The 15,514-nt window shown below is 30.5% G+C and carries 17 protein-coding genes and 5 tRNA genes; 18 read left to right on the top strand and 4 right to left on the bottom strand.

The features are described 5' to 3' along the window. Nucleotides 1-83: 83 nt before the first annotated feature. From topA to CQA75_RS04375, 5 genes are all read left to right on the top strand, one after another. The gene (topA, locus tag CQA75_RS04395) at nt 84-2,183 is read left to right on the top strand and encodes a type I DNA topoisomerase (protein WP_137623835.1); all 2,100 of its coding nucleotides are present in this window, start codon (nt 84-86) and stop codon (nt 2,181-2,183) included. A 63-nt stretch (nt 2,184-2,246) separates the two neighbouring features. Beyond that, nucleotides 2,247-3,083 (top strand): biotin synthase, encoded by an 837-nt coding sequence (locus CQA75_RS04390; protein WP_137623834.1) that lies wholly within the window; start codon nt 2,247-2,249, stop codon nt 3,081-3,083. Further along, entirely contained in the window at nt 3,064-4,239 is a 1,176-nt protein-coding gene (locus tag CQA75_RS04385; protein ID WP_137623833.1) for a cation:proton antiporter, read from the top strand. The genes CQA75_RS04390 and CQA75_RS04385 overlap by 20 nt, the downstream gene beginning before the upstream one ends. A 60-nt stretch (nt 4,240-4,299) precedes the next feature. Next, nucleotides 4,300-5,061 (top strand): 3'(2'),5'-bisphosphate nucleotidase CysQ, encoded by a 762-nt coding sequence (locus tag CQA75_RS04380; protein WP_407920025.1) that lies wholly within the window; start codon nt 4,300-4,302, stop codon nt 5,059-5,061. A 16-nt stretch (nt 5,062-5,077) separates the two neighbouring features. Then, nucleotides 5,078-5,839, top strand: a complete 762-nt coding sequence (locus CQA75_RS04375) for a hypothetical protein (protein WP_137623831.1) — start codon at nt 5,078-5,080, stop codon at nt 5,837-5,839. Here the strand turns inward: CQA75_RS04375 and CQA75_RS09155 are convergent. The 4 genes from CQA75_RS09155 to CQA75_RS04360 are packed head-to-tail and all read right to left on the bottom strand — an operon-like array spanning nt 5,829 to nt 7,954. Further along, nucleotides 5,829-6,002, bottom strand: coding sequence for a hypothetical protein (locus CQA75_RS09155; protein ID WP_171000080.1), 174 nt, complete (start codon nt 6,000-6,002; stop codon nt 5,829-5,831). The two genes, CQA75_RS04375 and CQA75_RS09155, sit on opposite strands and share 11 nt — an antisense overlap. Before the next feature lie 36 nt (nt 6,003-6,038). After that, nucleotides 6,039-6,815: a UDP-N-acetylmuramate dehydrogenase gene (locus tag CQA75_RS04370; RefSeq protein WP_137623830.1), complete on the bottom strand. Its 777-nt coding sequence runs from the start codon at nt 6,813-6,815 to the stop codon at nt 6,039-6,041. Next, on the bottom strand, nt 6,812-7,081 hold the full coding sequence (fliQ, locus tag CQA75_RS04365; RefSeq protein WP_137623829.1) for a flagellar biosynthesis protein FliQ: 270 nt from the start codon (nt 7,079-7,081) through the stop codon (nt 6,812-6,814). The genes CQA75_RS04370 and fliQ overlap by 4 nt, the downstream gene beginning before the upstream one ends. A 9-nt stretch (nt 7,082-7,090) precedes the next feature. Further along, a complete protein-coding gene (locus tag CQA75_RS04360; protein WP_137623828.1) occupies nt 7,091-7,954 on the bottom strand; it encodes a menaquinone biosynthesis family protein in 864 nt (287 codons plus the stop codon). Nucleotides 7,955-8,086: 132 nt separating this feature from the next. On the opposite strand from CQA75_RS04360, the gene recA reads away from it, so the two are divergent. The 13 genes from recA (at nt 8,087) to CQA75_RS04295 (ending at nt 15,461) form a co-directional block, all read left to right on the top strand. Beyond that, complete coding sequence (gene recA, locus CQA75_RS04355; protein ID WP_137623827.1) at nt 8,087-9,115, top strand: recombinase RecA; 1,029 nt, start codon at nt 8,087-8,089, stop codon at nt 9,113-9,115. Between the two features lies 1 nt (nt 9,116). Then, nucleotides 9,117-10,361, top strand: coding sequence for a phosphopyruvate hydratase (eno, locus tag CQA75_RS04350; protein WP_137623826.1), 1,245 nt, complete (start codon nt 9,117-9,119; stop codon nt 10,359-10,361). A 65-nt stretch (nt 10,362-10,426) separates the two neighbouring features. Further along, nucleotides 10,427-10,630 (top strand): hypothetical protein, encoded by a 204-nt coding sequence (locus CQA75_RS04345; protein WP_137623825.1) that lies wholly within the window; start codon nt 10,427-10,429, stop codon nt 10,628-10,630. Further along, the gene (gene cgpA / locus CQA75_RS04340; RefSeq protein WP_137623824.1) at nt 10,620-11,276 is read left to right on the top strand and encodes an AMIN domain-containing protein; all 657 of its coding nucleotides are present in this window, start codon (nt 10,620-10,622) and stop codon (nt 11,274-11,276) included. The genes CQA75_RS04345 and cgpA overlap by 11 nt, the downstream gene beginning before the upstream one ends. Further along, entirely contained in the window at nt 11,276-12,115 is an 840-nt protein-coding gene (locus tag CQA75_RS04335) for a DNA ligase (RefSeq protein ID WP_137623912.1), read from the top strand. Before cgpA ends, CQA75_RS04335 begins: the two co-directional genes overlap by 1 nt. A 49-nt stretch (nt 12,116-12,164) precedes the next feature. After that, nucleotides 12,165-12,242, top strand: a tRNA-Pro gene (locus CQA75_RS04330). Between the two features lie 16 nt (nt 12,243-12,258). Continuing rightward, a tRNA-His gene (locus tag CQA75_RS04325) sits at nt 12,259-12,335 on the top strand. A gap of 5 nt (nt 12,336-12,340) precedes the next feature. Then, a tRNA-Arg gene (locus CQA75_RS04320) sits at nt 12,341-12,417 on the top strand. 9 nt (nt 12,418-12,426) lie between these two features. Further along, a tRNA-Arg gene (locus CQA75_RS04315) sits at nt 12,427-12,503 on the top strand. 5 nt (nt 12,504-12,508) lie between these two features. Then, nucleotides 12,509-12,593, top strand: a tRNA-Leu gene (locus CQA75_RS04310). Nucleotides 12,594-12,749: 156 nt separating this feature from the next. Beyond that, nucleotides 12,750-13,829 (top strand): hypothetical protein, encoded by a 1,080-nt coding sequence (locus CQA75_RS04305; RefSeq protein ID WP_137623823.1) that lies wholly within the window; start codon nt 12,750-12,752, stop codon nt 13,827-13,829. A gap of 57 nt (nt 13,830-13,886) precedes the next feature. Further along, a complete protein-coding gene (locus tag CQA75_RS04300; RefSeq protein WP_137623822.1) occupies nt 13,887-14,942 on the top strand; it encodes an ankyrin repeat domain-containing protein in 1,056 nt (351 codons plus the stop codon). Nucleotides 14,943-14,975: 33 nt separating this feature from the next. Further along, nucleotides 14,976-15,461, top strand: coding sequence for a hypothetical protein (locus tag CQA75_RS04295; protein ID WP_137623821.1), 486 nt, complete (start codon nt 14,976-14,978; stop codon nt 15,459-15,461). Nucleotides 15,462-15,514 lie beyond the last annotated feature (53 nt).

The following is a 15,514-nucleotide window of genomic DNA, read 5'->3' as shown; positions in this document are numbered from 1 at the left end:
TTTTAAATTTTTTTAGCTAAATTCAGCTTTTATTTATTAATATAATGAAATGTTTCTAAAAATCAGCATTTGAGGTCTAGCTCATGAAAAAAAATTTAATCATAGTAGAGTCTCCTGCTAAAGCTAAAACTATAGGTAATTTTTTAGGGAAAAATTATGAGGTTATAGCTTCTAAAGGGCACATAAGAGATCTACCTAAAACAAGCTTTGGTATAAAAATAGAAAATGATGAATTTATACCAGAATACAGAATAACAAGCGATCATAGCAGTTTGGTTAAAGAGCTTAAAGAAAAAGCAAAAAATGCTTCACAAGTTTATCTTGCAACGGATGAGGATAGGGAAGGTGAAGCTATAGCGTATCATATTGCCAAAGCTATAGGTAAGGATGAAAATATTTTACCTCGTATTGTATTTCACGAGATCACCAAAAGTGCGATTGAAGATGCTTTAAAAAATCCAAGAAAACTTAACATGCATTCAGTCAATGCTCAACAAACTAGGCGTTTATTGGATCGCATAGTGGGTTATAAACTAAGTCCTTTGCTAGGGCAAAAAATTCAAAGAGGTTTGAGTGCTGGTCGTGTTCAGAGTGCTGCTTTGAAAATCATAGTTGATAGAGAAAAAGAAATTCGTGCCTTTGTGCCTTTGGAGTATTTTAGCATTGATATGATTTTTAATTCCGATTTGGATGCTGAGTTGGTTGAATTTGATAAGGCAAAAATTGAAAAATTAACCATTACCAATAAAGATCGTGCAAAATTGATTCTTCAATCTTGTAAAAATGGCGGTTATGTGATAGAAAATATAGAAAGCAAGGAAAGAAAAATCGCTCCACCGCCTCCTTTCATGACTTCAACTTTACAGCAAAGTGCAAGCAATCGTTTAGGATTTAATCCTAAAAAAACTATGATGTTAGCTCAAAAACTTTATGAAGGGGTTAATACTCATCAAGGCATGATGGGTGTGATCACTTATATGAGAACTGATAGTTTGAATTTGGCTAAAGAAGCGGTTGATAAGGTAAGAAAATTGATCCAAAAAGATTTTGGAAAAGATTATTTGCCTAGTAAAGCTAATGTTTATGTAACAAAGGCTAAGGGTGCGCAAGAAGCACACGAAGCTATCCGTCCTACAAATTTGGAATTTACGCCACAAATTGCAGCTAAATTTTTAGATAAAGATGAATTAAAGCTTTATACACTCATTTATAATCGTTTTTTAGCTTGTCAGATGAATCCTGCTATTTCTCAAACGCAAAATGTTTTTGTAAAAAATGATAAGGCTTTATTTAAAATAAGTGGTAGAAAAATTCTTTTTGATGGATATTATAAAGTTTATGGAGATATGGATAAGGATAAAATTTTGCCTAATCTTAAAATAGGTGAGAACTTAAAAATTCAAAAATTAGAAATGAATTCGCATTTTACTGAACCACCTTCAAGATATTCTGAAGCAGGGCTTGTGAAAAAATTAGAAAGCTTAGGTATAGGACGTCCATCAACCTATGCTCCGACTATTTCCATACTTACAAGTCGTGATTATGTTAAAATTGATAAAAAGCAACTCATTCCTAGTGATATTGCCTTTAATGTAACTGAAGTGCTTGAAAAGAATTTTAGTGATATTGTAGATAGCAAATTCACTTCAAATCTTGAAAATACTTTAGATGATATTGCTGAAGATAAAGCGGATTGGCAAAATATCTTAAAAGAATTTTATTACCCTTTTATGAGAAAAATTGAAGAGGGAAAAACAAAGATTGCAAGTCAAAAAACGGTGACAAAATTAGGTGAGACTTGTCCTGATTGTGGAGGAGAACTTGCGATAAGAAAGGGACGTTTTGGTGAATTTGTGGCTTGTTTAAATTTTCCAAAATGCAAATATTCTAGAAATTTAAAAAATGAAAATAAAGCAAATGAAGAAAACACAACCGCAAAAAAAACCAATAGTATAGGCATAATTTGTCCCAGTTGTCAAAAAGGTGAAATTGTAGAACGTTTTTCTAAGCGTGGAAAATTTTATGGTTGTAGTGCTTATCCAAAATGTAACTTTATTTCTAAATATAAGCCAAGTGATGAAAAATGTGAAGAATGTGGCGAAAATTTGGTTATTAAGGAACTAAAAAAAGGTACTTTTTTAGAATGTCTTAAATGCAAAATCAAAAAAGAAATGAAAGAATAAAAGAAATTTATTTAAGTCTTTTTTTGTTAGAATGCGAGTTTTAATTGTTAAATAGGAGAAACGATGCAAATCATGCTTTGTGCTATTTCTAATATAGCAAGCGGAAATTGCTCAGAAGATTGCAAATACTGCACTCAAAGTGCTCATGTAAAAACAGATATTCAAAAATATAGACGTAAAGAAATTTCTCAAATTGTTTTAGAGGCTAAAATTGCTAAGAAAAATGAGGCTTTAGGATTTTGTTTAGTAACCGCTGGACTTGGACTTGATGATGAAAAATTAGAATATGTTTGTGAAGCTGCAATGGCGGTTAAAAAAGAAGTTCCTGATTTACTCCTTATAGCTTGTAATGGTATGGCCAGTGTAGAACAACTTAAAGAATTAAAAAAAGCGGGAATTTTTTCTTATAATCATAATCTTGAAACCTCTAAAGAATTTTTTCCTCAAATTTGCACCACCCATACTTGGGAAAGTCGTTTTCAAACTAATCTTAATGCTAAAGAAGCAGGGCTTATGCTTTGTTGTGGTGGAATTTATGGCATGGGTGAAAGTTTTGAAGATAGAATAAGTCTAAGAAAATCTTTGCAAGAATTGCAACCTTTTTCAAGCCCGATTAATTTTTTTATCGCTAATGATAATTTAAATTTAAAAGTTCCTAAATTGGATGCTGATGAAGCTTTAAAGATTGTTAGTGATACTAAAGAGGCTTTACCACAAACTGTAATTATGGTTGCAGGTGGAAGAGAGGTTGTTTTGGGTGAAAGACAATATGAAATTTTTAAAGCGGGTGCAGGTGCTATTGTTATAGGCGATTATCTTACGACAAAAGGAGAAGAACCGAGTCGTGATATAGTCGAGTTAAAAAAGATGGGATTTACATTTGCATCACAATGTCATTGATACGCAAGGTTTAATTGACTTAAAAATTCTTATAGTTATAGCGCTTTGTTTATTATTTTCTCCACATATTGCTAAAATTTTACGTTTGCCAATTTCAGCCACTGAAATTATTTTAGGATCGATTGTGGCTTATTTTGGCTTTATTGGAAAGAGTGAAAATTTTTCTATTTTAGCTAATGTGGGTTTTTATTATCTGATGTTTATCGCAGGTATGGAAATAAATTTAAGAACTTTTTTTAGCCTTGATAAAGAGATCATTAAAAAAAGCTTTTTATATATTATCTTACTTTATGTTTTATCTTTACTGATTGTGTGGATTTTTAAACTTTCTTTTGTCTTTGTTTTGATTATTCCTGTTATGAGTGTAGGGCTTTTGTCTTTACTTTACAAGGATTTTGGAAAAGAGTGTGATTGGTTAAATATAGCCATGATAGTCGCAACCTTAGCTGAGGTTATTTCCATAGTTCTTTTAACGATAGCTGGGGCATTTTTACAAGAGCAAACAACAATCGTAGATGTGGCACAAAGCATTTTGTATCTTGCCATCTTTTTAAGTCTTTGCTTTTTGATTTTTAAATTTCTTGGTGTTCTTTTTTGGTGGTATCCTCAATTTAAAATCGTTCTTATGCCTTGGGAAGATAAAAACGAAAAAGATATTAGATTTTGTATGGCAATTTTTATTTTAATCATCGTTGCTATGATTATCACAAAACTTGAAATTGTTTTAGGATCTTTTATCGCGGGATCTTTTATCGCGACTTTTTTGGGTCATAAAAAGGATTTAGAATATAAAATTTCAACTTTTGGTTATGGTTTTTTAATTCCGATTTTTTTTATTTATACGGGTTCAACTTTTGATTTATCGATGATTTTAAATTATCATATTGTTTTAAAAGCTATTTTATTGATGCTTGTGATGGTGGGATTAAGAATTTTATGTGCGAGTGTTTTTGTAAAAACGATAGGATTTAAAAACATGGTTTTATTTGGATTGGGTCATTCTATGCCTTTAACTTTGTTGATCGCAACGGCTACATTGGGATATTCTGCAAAAGTACTTGATCAAGAAATTTATTCAGCACTGATATTAACAGCTTTATTTGAGGCTATTTTGGTAATGAGTGCGATTAAGTTTATTTCAAATATCAAGAAGTGATTTTGATTGTTGGAATATTTTGGCTAATATTGGATTAAAGTTTTAAATTTAAGGAAAGTGATGCGCTTAGATTATTGGTTAGAACTTGCTATTGAAGCAGCAAATAAAGCTTCTAAGGCTATTATGCAAGAGCGAAAAAATTTAAAAGATTGGAAAAAAGAGGATGGCTCGGCTTTAACTTCAGCTGATTTAGCATCCGATCAAATTTTAAATGATATTTTAGGAAAAACAGATATAAAGGTTTTATCTGAAGAAAAAATTCTAAGCCGAAAAGAAAGTGAAAATTTGCAAACTTTTTGGCTTATCGATCCACTTGATGGCACGAGTGGATTTTTAAAAGGTTCGGATGAATTTTGCATCATGATTTCTTTAATTCATGAGAATAGACCTATTTTATCGCTTATTAAAAATCCATCAACCGAAGATATTTATTATGGACATAAAGAAAGTAAAGTCTATAAAAATGATGAGTTTTTAAATATAGATGAAAAATGGTTTAAAGATAATCAGTTTAAAGCCTTATTGAGTGTAAATCATTTAAGTAAAACGGATTTAGAATTCGCACAAAAACATAAATTAGAGGCTGTTAATATTGGTTCAGGGCTTAAATTTTGTGCTATTTTAGAAGGTAGGGCAGGAATTTATAGACGTCTTGAGAGGTTAAATATTTGGGATATAGCAGCGGGAGATTTTTTGGTCAATTTAAATGGTGGTTTTATGGGGATGTTGGATCAAAATTTAATTCCTTATAGTCCTTTAGAGCATAGATCGCAATTTTTTATATGTGTTTCTCAAAAAAGTTTTTTGAAAGATTTTTTATAATAATCAAGGGTTATCAATGAGATTAGTTTTTATTTTATTTATAAGTTTGTTTTTAAATTTTAATCTTTTTGCTAATGATTTGTCGCAAAAAAAGATTATTAAGCTAAAGCCAAGTGAAGATAATTTTGAATTGATAGATCTTGGACAAAATCCAATTAATTCTAGTTTAGACAATCAAAAAGCTGTTTTTGATAGTTCGAGTTTGATTGAAAAAAAACCTGCTTTAATCAAGGATAAAGATAAAGATTTTGCTATCGTTTTAAGCTTTAGAAGAAATTTTGGGTATCTATCCGATGGGCTTAGAGTTGAAGCTAGAGACTTTTCAACTTTATTTTCTAAAAGATTGATCAATGCTTTAAATCTAAATTTTGCAAATTCTGTAGCAAATGGTTTGTATCAAAGTCCTAAAATTTTATCAAGATTTAGCCCTAAAGATGCTAAACTGATTAATGTCAGCCCTTTTTTAAAACATGAGAGGGATAAAAATAAAATTTATGCTAAATTTATAGATTATCTTATCGTAGTTAATTTGGATGATTTTTATGTCAATACTACAAACTATTTTATAACCGTGACTAAAGATGCTGTTGCTAAAATCAATTTCAAGATTATTGCTTTAAGTAATGGCAAAATTCTTCAGGCAAAAAATGTGAAATTAAATTTTGCTCTTGATCCTAAAAATTCAAGCAAAAACTATCAAAATATCATAGATCAAATGCCTAAAATGCTATCAGAAGTTATCCTTAAGGAAGTAAAAACATTAACGCTTATGCATTAATGTTTTTAATTTTTTCTTGTAGTTCCTCTATACTTAAAAATTCCTCTCTTAATTCTTTTGCTATTTCATGTGCGCTTATAGGATCAAGTCGAGATAAGATTTTTCTAAGTTCGTCTTTGATTTGCCATTTATTCATCTCTTCTAAATTGATATAAATTTGCATATTTTTTCCTGTGTTTAAATTAATAAGAACAAAAAATTAAATGATAATAACTTCATTTTCTAGCATGATTCCAAATTCTTCAAAAACTTTTTTTCTTGCTAGTTCGATCAAAAAGATCGCATCTTCATAACTTGCATTTTTTTTATTGATGAGAAAATTAGCGTGTTTATCGCTTAGCATCGCATCGCCTTTTCTAAAACCCTTTAAGCCAACCGTTTCAATCAAGCGTCCAGCAAAATCTCCTTGAGGATTTTTAAAAATAGATCCAAAACTTGCCCCGCTAGGTTGATTATTTCTAGCATTTTTTAAAGCTTCATCTTTTGCGTGATCAAAGCCAAATTCTAATTTAAATTCCGCCCAAAAAAAAGGCACTTTTAAAGGACAAAACCTATAATCAAAATCGATATTTTCACGCAAAATTTCGCCTTTTGAAGTGGCGATTTTAATTAAATTTTGACTGATGCATTCTCCTTTAAGCCCCGCATTCATTTTCAAAAGTCCTCCTAGGGTGCCAGGAATTTTACCAAGGTATTCAAAGCCGCAAAGATTATTTTGTTTGGCAAAATTATATATTTTTCTAGAATTAGTTTTACATCCTATACGAAGATGCAAAAAATCCGATTTTTGATCTAGAATTTCAATGAAATCAAATTTTTCACCTAAAATTCCTATATTTTTTGGCTTAGGACTTACGAGTAAATTGTTAGCTCCTCCTATTAAAAAACCTTCAAAATCACTGATTTGATCTAAAATTTGAACTTCAAATTCATTGCCTATGCGAACGGATGAATATTTTTTAAAATCAATAATCATTTAATAAAAGTTGGAATTTGATTGAGAATGTTTTGAGTAAAATCAATCATCGTAGTCGTCATCCAAGGCATTAAGAAGATGATTACAATAACCACTAAAATGATTTTAGGCACAAAAGAAAGTGTCATTTCATTGATTTGTGTTGTCGCTTGAAATATACTGATAATCAAACCCGCAATTAAACCCGCCAAAAGCATAGGTAAAGATAGTAAAAGTGTGATTTTAAAAGTTTGAACTCCTAATCCAACTAAAGTACCTTCATCCATGTTTTCCCCTTAAGAATTTCTTGCTTGTTCATATTCGCTAGGTATGAGATAATCATTTACATTTATAATCTTATCATAAAATTTATAATCATATCCTAATTTAAATAAGGTATCAATAGCTTTAAATTGTGTTTCATCCATGCTAATCGAATTTTTATTTGCATAAAGATTAAGATAAGTATCAAGCTTGTCTTTATCTACACGAATAAGATTTCTTTCTAGTAGCATTGGAGCTATAATTTTGCGATTTGAATCAGCGATTTTTACCGCAAGAGTTAAATCTTTTTCAATTTCAATGGCATCATTTAAAGGTAAAGATCTGCGTAAAGCCATTCCACCTAAAGGTAGGGGTAAATTTTCTTTGGCTAATTCTAGCCATATATCCCAAATTTCAGCTTCCACACAAAGATTTTGATCAAAATCCAAAATGCTTTCATGGATCAATACTCCAGCATCTACTTCTCCACTTAAAACCGAATTTTCAATATCTAAAAAGTTTTTATAAATAATTCTAGCTTTAGGATATTTCATACGGAAAATTAAAGCATTGGTTGTATTAGCCCCACTAAGAGCGACTTTAAATTTCCTTTTTAATTGAACATTTTTTTTCTTAATCAATTTGGGCCCATAACCTTGTCCAAAGCTTACTGCTGTGCGTAAAAGTGCATATTCTTTGGCGATTAATGGATAAAGTCCAAAAGAAATAGCTGTGGCGTCAAATTCATTTTTTAAGGCAAATTCATTAAGAGTTTGTATATCTAAAGCAGTATTTTTATAATTAAAATGATTGCCCATCCAGCCAAAGTGAATCGCCATAAACATAAATATATCATCAGCATCGGGAGAGTGTGCGACTGTTATCGTTTTTTTCATTGTGTAGTTTAACCTTGAGTAAATTTTTTATTGAAATTATTTTATAAAATTTCATTTAAAAATTTATAAAAATAAAACATTATTTAATTTTATTTTGTAGAATTCTTAAATTAAAATTTTTTAAGGAATATAATGGACGACAATAAGAAAAAATCTTTAGATGCAGCCTTAAAAAGCCTTGATAAAGCTTTTGGAAAAGGAACAATTTTAAGGCTAGGAGATAAGGAAGTTGAACAAATTGATAGCATAAGCACTGGATCGGTCGGTTTAGATCTTGCTTTAGGTATAGGAGGTGTGCCTAAAGGAAGAATTATTGAAATTTATGGACCTGAGAGTTCTGGTAAAACAACCCTTACTCTTCATATTATCGCAGAATGTCAAAAAGCAGGTGGAATTTGTGCTTTTATCGATGCAGAACACGCATTGGATGTTAAATATGCAAGAAATTTAGGCGTTGATACGGATAATCTTTATATCTCTCAACCTGATTTTGGTGAGCAAGCATTGGAAATTGTAGAGACTATCGCTAGAAGTGGTGCTATCGATCTTATCGTTGTTGATAGTGTCGCTGCTTTAACACCAAAAGCGGAAATTGAAGGCGATATGGGAGATCAGCATGTGGGTCTTCAAGCAAGATTGATGTCACAAGCCTTAAGAAAACTTACCGGTATTGTACATAAGATGAATACAACGGTTATTTTCATCAATCAAATTCGTATGAAAATAGGTGCTATGGGCTATGGAACACCAGAAACAACAACTGGAGGAAATGCACTTAAATTTTATGCTTCTGTGCGTTTAGATGTTAGAAAAGTAGCAAGTTTAAAGCAAAGTGAAGAGGTTATAGGAAACCGCGTTAAAGTGAAGGTGGTTAAAAATAAAGTGGCTCCTCCATTTAGACAAGCTGAATTTGATGTGATGTTTGGAGAAGGTTTGAGTCGTGAAGGCGAGTTAATCGATTATGGTGTTAAACTTGATATTGTCGATAAAAGTGGGGCTTGGTTCTCTTACAAAGATAAAAAATTAGGACAAGGTAGAGAAAATTCAAAAGCATTTTTAAAAGAAAATCCTGAAATAGCTGAGGAAATCACGAAAGAAATCCAAAATTCTATAGGTGTTGAAGGTATGATCAGTGCCTCTGAAAACGATGAAGAGGATTGAGATGTTATTGATCGAAGATGTAAGAGCTTTTGAAGTTTTAGACAGTAGAGGTAATCCCACCCTTAAAACAGAGATTATGCTAAATGATGGGAGTGTGGGATCTGCTATAGTTCCAAGTGGTGCAAGCACTGGTTCAAAAGAGGCTTTGGAATTGCGTGATAATGATGAAAGATTTTTTGGGAAAGGTGTTTTAAACGCTATTTCAAACGTGAATGAAATTATCGCCGAAAATATTATAAGTCTTGATGCTTACAATCAAACTCAACTTGATGAGGTGTTAAAAGAGCTTGATGGGACAAATAATTATTCTAAAATTGGAGCCAATGCGACTTTAGGTGTTTCTATGGCTTTAGCGCGTGCTGCTGCTAATTCTTTAAATATCCCTTTGTATCGTTATTTGGGCGGAGTTAATGCAAGTATTTTGCCTGTTCCAATGTGTAATATTATCAATGGAGGCGCCCACGCAAATAATAATATAGATTTTCAAGAATTTATGATTATGCCTTTTGGTTTTTCAAGTTTTAAAGAGGCTTTAAGATCGGTTTGTGAAATTTATGCTAATTTGAAAAAAGAATTAGCAAGTCTTGGGCATTCTACAGCTTTAGGAGATGAAGGTGGTTTTGCTCCAAATTTATCTAGCAATGAAGAAGCTTTAGAGCTTTTAATGACATGTATTAAAAAAACTGGATATGAAAAAAATATTAAACTAGCCTTAGATGTAGCAAGTACTGAATTTTTTAAAGATGGAAAATATCACATAGAGGGTAAAATCCTTTCTAGCGATGATTTGATTGAAAAGTACATTGAACTTTGCTCAAAATATCCTATTTTTAGTATTGAAGATGGTTTAGCTGAAAATGATTTTGATGGATGGATTAAACTCACTCAAAAATTAGGAGATAAAATTCAACTCGTTGGAGATGATCTGTTTGTTACTAATGAAGATATTTTGCGAGAAGGCATTGTTAAAAAAATGGCCAATGCTGTTTTAATAAAGCCAAATCAAATTGGCACTATTACCCAGACAATGAAAACAGTGCGTTTAGCTCAAAGAAATAATTATAAATGCATCATGTCCCATAGAAGCGGAGAAAGCGAAGATACCTTTATCGCTGATTTTGCTGTTGCTTTAAATACAGGGCAAATTAAAACCGGTGCTTTAGCACGAGGGGAAAGAACTGCAAAATATAATCGTTTGCTTGAAATAGAGCTAGATAATGATGAGTATTTAGGAGAGAAACTCTGAGTGATTTATTAAAAGAGTATGATGAAAGTACCAAAAAGAAGGGCTTTTATGTTCATATTGTAAAAATGTTTTGTTGGACTTTATTGGTTATTGTTGGAGCGATTTATTTTGGGAATATGCTTTTTGGGCAATATTCCTTAGATACTTTGCTTTCTTTGGAGGCTACTAAAGAAGACTTAACCAAACAAATATCTTTGCTTAAAAAGCAAAATGCTAAAGCCCAAAAAGATTATTTTGAATTAAAAGGATTGTATCCAAATGAAAACTAGAATTTTGACAATATTTTTAATTTTTATATCTTTTTTAAATGCTGATGAAAACCCTTTTAAAGTGGAAAAAAAAGAAAAAATGATTGTTCCGCAAGAATTTCAAGAGAGAACTTTTAAATTTAATTCTGATGCAAGGATTTTAAAAAGTATCACTTTTCATTATGTTAAAGCAGATGGTAGCGAAGATAAGTTAAGCGTCGATATTAATAAAAGTGTTAATTGGCACGATTCTTATGTTTTAACACATTCTAAAACCCCAGAGCCTTCAAAAATTTTAGATGTTTCTGTCACTATACCACAAAATACCAGCCAAGAAACAAATAAAACAACTGAAGTTGATATCCCTTTGCAAATTGCAAAAATTTATGATTTTATATCCTATACTGTTTATAAAAATAAAATCAAATTAAACACTCAAGATGATCTTATTAGCGATTTTTCAGTGGGTAATCCTAGCAAGATTATTATCGATTTTAAATCCACAGCAATTTATCCGACTAAAAACATACGACTTAAAAATTCTATATTTAAACGTATAGATTTTGGATCTCATAAAGGATATTATAGACTTGTGATTTATCTCGATGGTGTGTATAATTATGAAATACAAAAAGATTCTACAGGATATATGGTTCATTTATCTTGATTAGATTTTTTCTTTTAATTTGCCTCTCTTCTTTTGTTTTTGCTGATGAAATCTTGCTTTTGACTCAATTCAATAAGCAGGATTTTCAAAATAAAAATTTGAATGAATATGTAATGAGTGAAAAGCTTGATGGCGTTCGTGGAATTTGGGACGGAAAATCTTTAAAAACTCGAAAAAATCAAACCATAACACCACCTTCTTTTTTTATGAAAAATTTTCCTCCTTTTGCTCTTGATGGGGAACTTTGGATAAGTAGAAATCAATTTGATTTAATCTCTTCTCTCATAAGAACAACACACTCGGATGCAAATTTATGGAAAAAAGTAAGCTATAATGTTTTTGACGTGCCTAATGCTTGTGAAGAATTCGATCTTAATCCTTGCAACCTTGAAAATAGACTTCAAGTTTTACAAAAATATTTACAAAAAAATCCTAATCCATATATAAAAATCATTCCACAAATTCCTATTGAAAATGAAAAACATTTAAATGAATTTTACGAGAATATTGTAAAAAACAAAGGTGAAGGTGTAGTTATACGCAAAAGTTTAAATCCTTATGAAAAAGGCAGAAGCAAACAAGCTTTAAAATTAAAACCCTATAACGATGCAGAATGTCAGGTGATCGGCTATACAAAAGGCAAGGGAAGGTTTGAAAATCAAATCGGTGCTTTGATATGTAAAACAATGGATGGCAAAATCATTAAAATAGGCAGTGGTTTAAAGGATCAAGATAGAAAAAATCCACCTTCTATAGGAACTATTATTACTTATAAATTCAGCGGATTGACTAAAAATTCACTTCCGCGTTTTCCAGTTTTTTTACGCATTAGAGAATAAATTTCTTGACTTATGATTTCTTTTTTGATAGAATACTAGTTTTTAAATTCGGGGTGTAGCGCAGTCTGGTTAGCGCACTTGGTTTGGGACCAAGGGGCCGAAGGTTCGAATCCTTTCACCCCGACCATTTTAATTATAAAATGGTGAGTGTAGCTCAGTCGGTTAGAGCATCAGATTGTGGTCCTGAGGGTCGTGGGTTCGATTCCCATCACTCACCCCATCAGAGCGCCCGTAGCTCAACTGGATAGAGCGACAGACTTCGGATCTGTAGGTTATGGGTTCGATTCCTATCGGGCGTACCAACCTTTTATGCGTTCATAGCTCAGCTGGATAGAGCAACGGCCTTCTAAGCCGTAGGTCAGAGGTTCGAATCCTCTTGAGCGTACCACTTTTGCGGATGTGGTGAAATTGGCAGACACGCCAGACTTAGGATCTGGTGCAGCAATGCGTGAAGGTTCAAGTCCTTTCATCCGCACCACTTCATTTTTCTCATTTTTAATCGCGATAAAATTTTAATCAAAGAAAAAATATACTTATTTAAATTTTATTAAAAGCAAAAACAATAAATATATGCTAAAATACACATTAAATAATAATCTTAATTTTTGTAATGTAATGTTAAAAAGGGAAAAACATGAAAAAAATACCTGTGAGCTTAAAAGATATATTTAATATCAAAAAAGAAGCATCAAGTGAATATAATAGTTTTATATTGTATTTAATTAGAATTTTATTCAATAATGATAGAGAGAGAACTCTTACTGAATATGATATCGTATCTAGTACAACATTTATAAACTTTATAAATCCAGAGTTACCTGATATAGAATTAGATAATTATCAAGGGGTTTCTTCAATACAAGGATTTTATTACACTTTGAATTTTTTTAAAGTGTTTAAATTAAATCATCCAGTTATTAAATTTACCGAGTATATTTGGTATGATAGTATTTCATCGGATACTATGTTTGTAAATGAGTCTTATAATAATCTTATCAATACCAGACTACCATATTTTAATCCTGATTACAACGGTTTAGATTATGTGAATATTGATAGAAGTGAATTTAATAAGTTAATAAACAAAACCCATAAATTAAAATTAACGTTAAAGAAATATGAAAATCTAAGGTTAGATAATCATGTTAAAAACAATATTGAAGCCATTATTTGTTTATTGTGTATTTATTGTAATGAATTAGCAGATGATATTGAAGTATCCTCCTTTAACGATGATAGAATAATATTTAATATAGCGGGGTATTTTAGTATAATCATTTTTAAATATAATCTATTTAAACCAAGTTATATTAAGATCATAGGGCATTATGATGTAAAAAAAGATATTAAAAATGACAAATTAAATATATATACGCTTAATGATGAGTGTATAACATTGTTTGGTTTTATCAAATTTATCACTTTGGTTAATTATTTGTATAAAATGAAAAAAGATATAATGAGCTATCTTGCAAAAAATAACATAGATGTTGATTCGTTAGATGAAAAAAATCCCAATATAATAAATAATGCCAAATTTGCGACTATTTATAAAATTATTTTAGATAAATATATAAATAATTACAAAAAGGTTGTGGCTAAAAATAAATTGAAAATAGATAAGAATAGCTATTTTTATAAAAGGTTTATCAAAGTCTCTGAAGATATATCTATATTGCTTACATTAGATATAATATCTGGTATTAAAAAATAGTTTTGAGGTGCTGGATTTAAGAATAATCTACATCAATTATACAAAAAAGGAAAACAAATGGCTGAAGAAAAAATCATCTCTTATGAAGAATTTCAAGCAAATCCTATGCTTCAATGGTTTTTTGATACAGAAATCAAGCATAGTATTAAAGATAAATATTATCAAGAATGGCAAGAATATGTTAAAAAAACAGATTTAAATACAATGTATATTATAGAAAATCCAAAAGGTAAAGATGTTTATGACTTATATCCATACCAAAGACCTGATATGGCTTCTCACTTATTCGGTGGCCACGAATTATATGATCATGAATTTTTTGAATTTATTTTGCAATTCATAAAAGATCAAAAATGGTTGAATTTTTTATTGGCTTGTATTAGTTTTACAATAGAAGATGAAGATCATCGCATAGTTTTAGAAAAAACAAAAAAAGTTATTAAGCTTTTAGTGGATAAGGGAGCTAATATCAATGCTTGCTTTTATCAAAAGGAAGGACGGTATGAACCTTTGATCTTTGAAACCAATTATCTTCTTGATGCCACTAAAATAGAAAGGGCTAATAAATTAGAACTTTTACATTTTTTACTAGAACTTGGAGCAGATCCTAATCTTAAAAATTCAGAGGGTGAAAATTTATTGCACAAGTTTCTTATTTCAGAGGAACAAAAATTTGCTAATGCCTTAATCGATAGTGGTAAAATGAAAGATATCAATGAAATCATAGAATATGATAAAGGATCAATTTGTTATGGAGAAAATGCTTTAATATTGGCTGTAGAGGGGTGTTATTCTAATACAGTTAAAAAACTCATTGAAGCAGGAGCCAATGTGAATGTTTTTGATCAATTTGGAGATTCTGCTCTTGATAATATAGGCAATAAAAGTGAAACCATAAAAAAATACCTTCTTAAAGCAGGAGCTAAAAGTTCTTTAGAGCTTTTAGGTAGTGAAGAAAAACATATAGAGCTTATGAATGAAATGCGAAAAAAAAGAGAAATACAAGATAAAATAAGAAAAGAACACGAAAAGCAACTTAAGGAAAACTATCTTGCTATCTTAGAAAAAACTCCTTTGGCTTTTCATAGAATTATGGAACTTACCGAGGAGTAATGACTCTAATATAAAAAATCTTAGGAGGAAAAAATGGTAAAAGAAATTGATTATAAATTGCTTATAGCAATTGAAGAATCCAACATAGAAGAGTTTCAAAGTGCTTTAAAAAATGGAGCTAATATTAGTGGTGTTGTGAGTGAAGAATACGAAGAATATGGAGATTTTGAATCAAGTTATGGTTTTACATTTTTAGCTGTAGCTGCAGAAACAGCTTTACGCGAGATTATAAATGTTCAACATAATAAAAAAGGCTTCAATAAAGAAGAATATGAAAAACAATACAGCGATGCTTTTGAAATTTTTAACACCTTAAAAGCTTTAAAACCAAATGAAAGTCAAGAAGATTGTATCAGTGCAAAAATTTGTATAGAAGGTATTGCCGAAACAAGAGAAATGGAACTTTATGATGATCCTTATTGTTATGGATATGATGAATTTGATGAAGAGATGGGTGAAGATGAATGGATAAGTGAAGATCCTGTTGTAGAGTATTTGAAAAGTTTTAAATTCGAATGAAAATATAAAGAGCTTTATCTTTATTTAGTGATTAAGGCATTAAAGAATTAGAT

It is taken from the genome of Campylobacter taeniopygiae, assembly GCF_005406225.1.
Taxonomy (GTDB): Bacteria; Campylobacterota; Campylobacteria; order Campylobacterales; family Campylobacteraceae; genus Campylobacter_D; species Campylobacter_D taeniopygiae.
The sequence above is the reverse complement of the archived record's forward strand: the minus strand, read 5'-3'. Positions and strand labels throughout refer to the sequence as shown.

Excerpts from the sequence above, each read along its gene's own strand:
- topA (WP_137623835.1), top strand. The coding sequence starts at position 84 with ATGAAAAAAAATTTAATCATAGTAGAGTCTCCTGCTAAAGCTAAAACT.
- CQA75_RS04390 (WP_137623834.1), top strand. The coding sequence starts at position 2,247 with ATGCAAATCATGCTTTGTGCTATTTCTAATATAGCAAGCGGAAATTGC.
- CQA75_RS04380 (WP_407920025.1), top strand. The coding sequence starts at position 4,300 with ATGCGCTTAGATTATTGGTTAGAACTTGCTATTGAAGCAGCAAATAAA.
- CQA75_RS04375 (WP_137623831.1), top strand. The coding sequence starts at position 5,078 with ATGAGATTAGTTTTTATTTTATTTATAAGTTTGTTTTTAAATTTTAAT.
- CQA75_RS09155 (WP_171000080.1), bottom strand. The coding sequence starts at position 6,002 with ATGCAAATTTATATCAATTTAGAAGAGATGAATAAATGGCAAATCAAA.
- CQA75_RS04370 (WP_137623830.1), bottom strand. The coding sequence starts at position 6,815 with ATGATTATTGATTTTAAAAAATATTCATCCGTTCGCATAGGCAATGAA.
- fliQ (WP_137623829.1), bottom strand. The coding sequence starts at position 7,081 with ATGGATGAAGGTACTTTAGTTGGATTAGGAGTTCAAACTTTTAAAATC.
- CQA75_RS04360 (WP_137623828.1), bottom strand. The coding sequence starts at position 7,954 with ATGAAAAAAACGATAACAGTCGCACACTCTCCCGATGCTGATGATATA.
- recA (WP_137623827.1), top strand. The coding sequence starts at position 8,087 with ATGGACGACAATAAGAAAAAATCTTTAGATGCAGCCTTAAAAAGCCTT.
- eno (WP_137623826.1), top strand. The coding sequence starts at position 9,117 with ATGTTATTGATCGAAGATGTAAGAGCTTTTGAAGTTTTAGACAGTAGA.
- CQA75_RS04345 (WP_137623825.1), top strand. The coding sequence starts at position 10,427 with ATGTTTTGTTGGACTTTATTGGTTATTGTTGGAGCGATTTATTTTGGG.
- cgpA (WP_137623824.1), top strand. The coding sequence starts at position 10,620 with ATGAAAACTAGAATTTTGACAATATTTTTAATTTTTATATCTTTTTTA.
- CQA75_RS04305 (WP_137623823.1), top strand. The coding sequence starts at position 12,750 with ATGAAAAAAATACCTGTGAGCTTAAAAGATATATTTAATATCAAAAAA.
- CQA75_RS04300 (WP_137623822.1), top strand. The coding sequence starts at position 13,887 with ATGGCTGAAGAAAAAATCATCTCTTATGAAGAATTTCAAGCAAATCCT.
- CQA75_RS04295 (WP_137623821.1), top strand. The coding sequence starts at position 14,976 with ATGGTAAAAGAAATTGATTATAAATTGCTTATAGCAATTGAAGAATCC.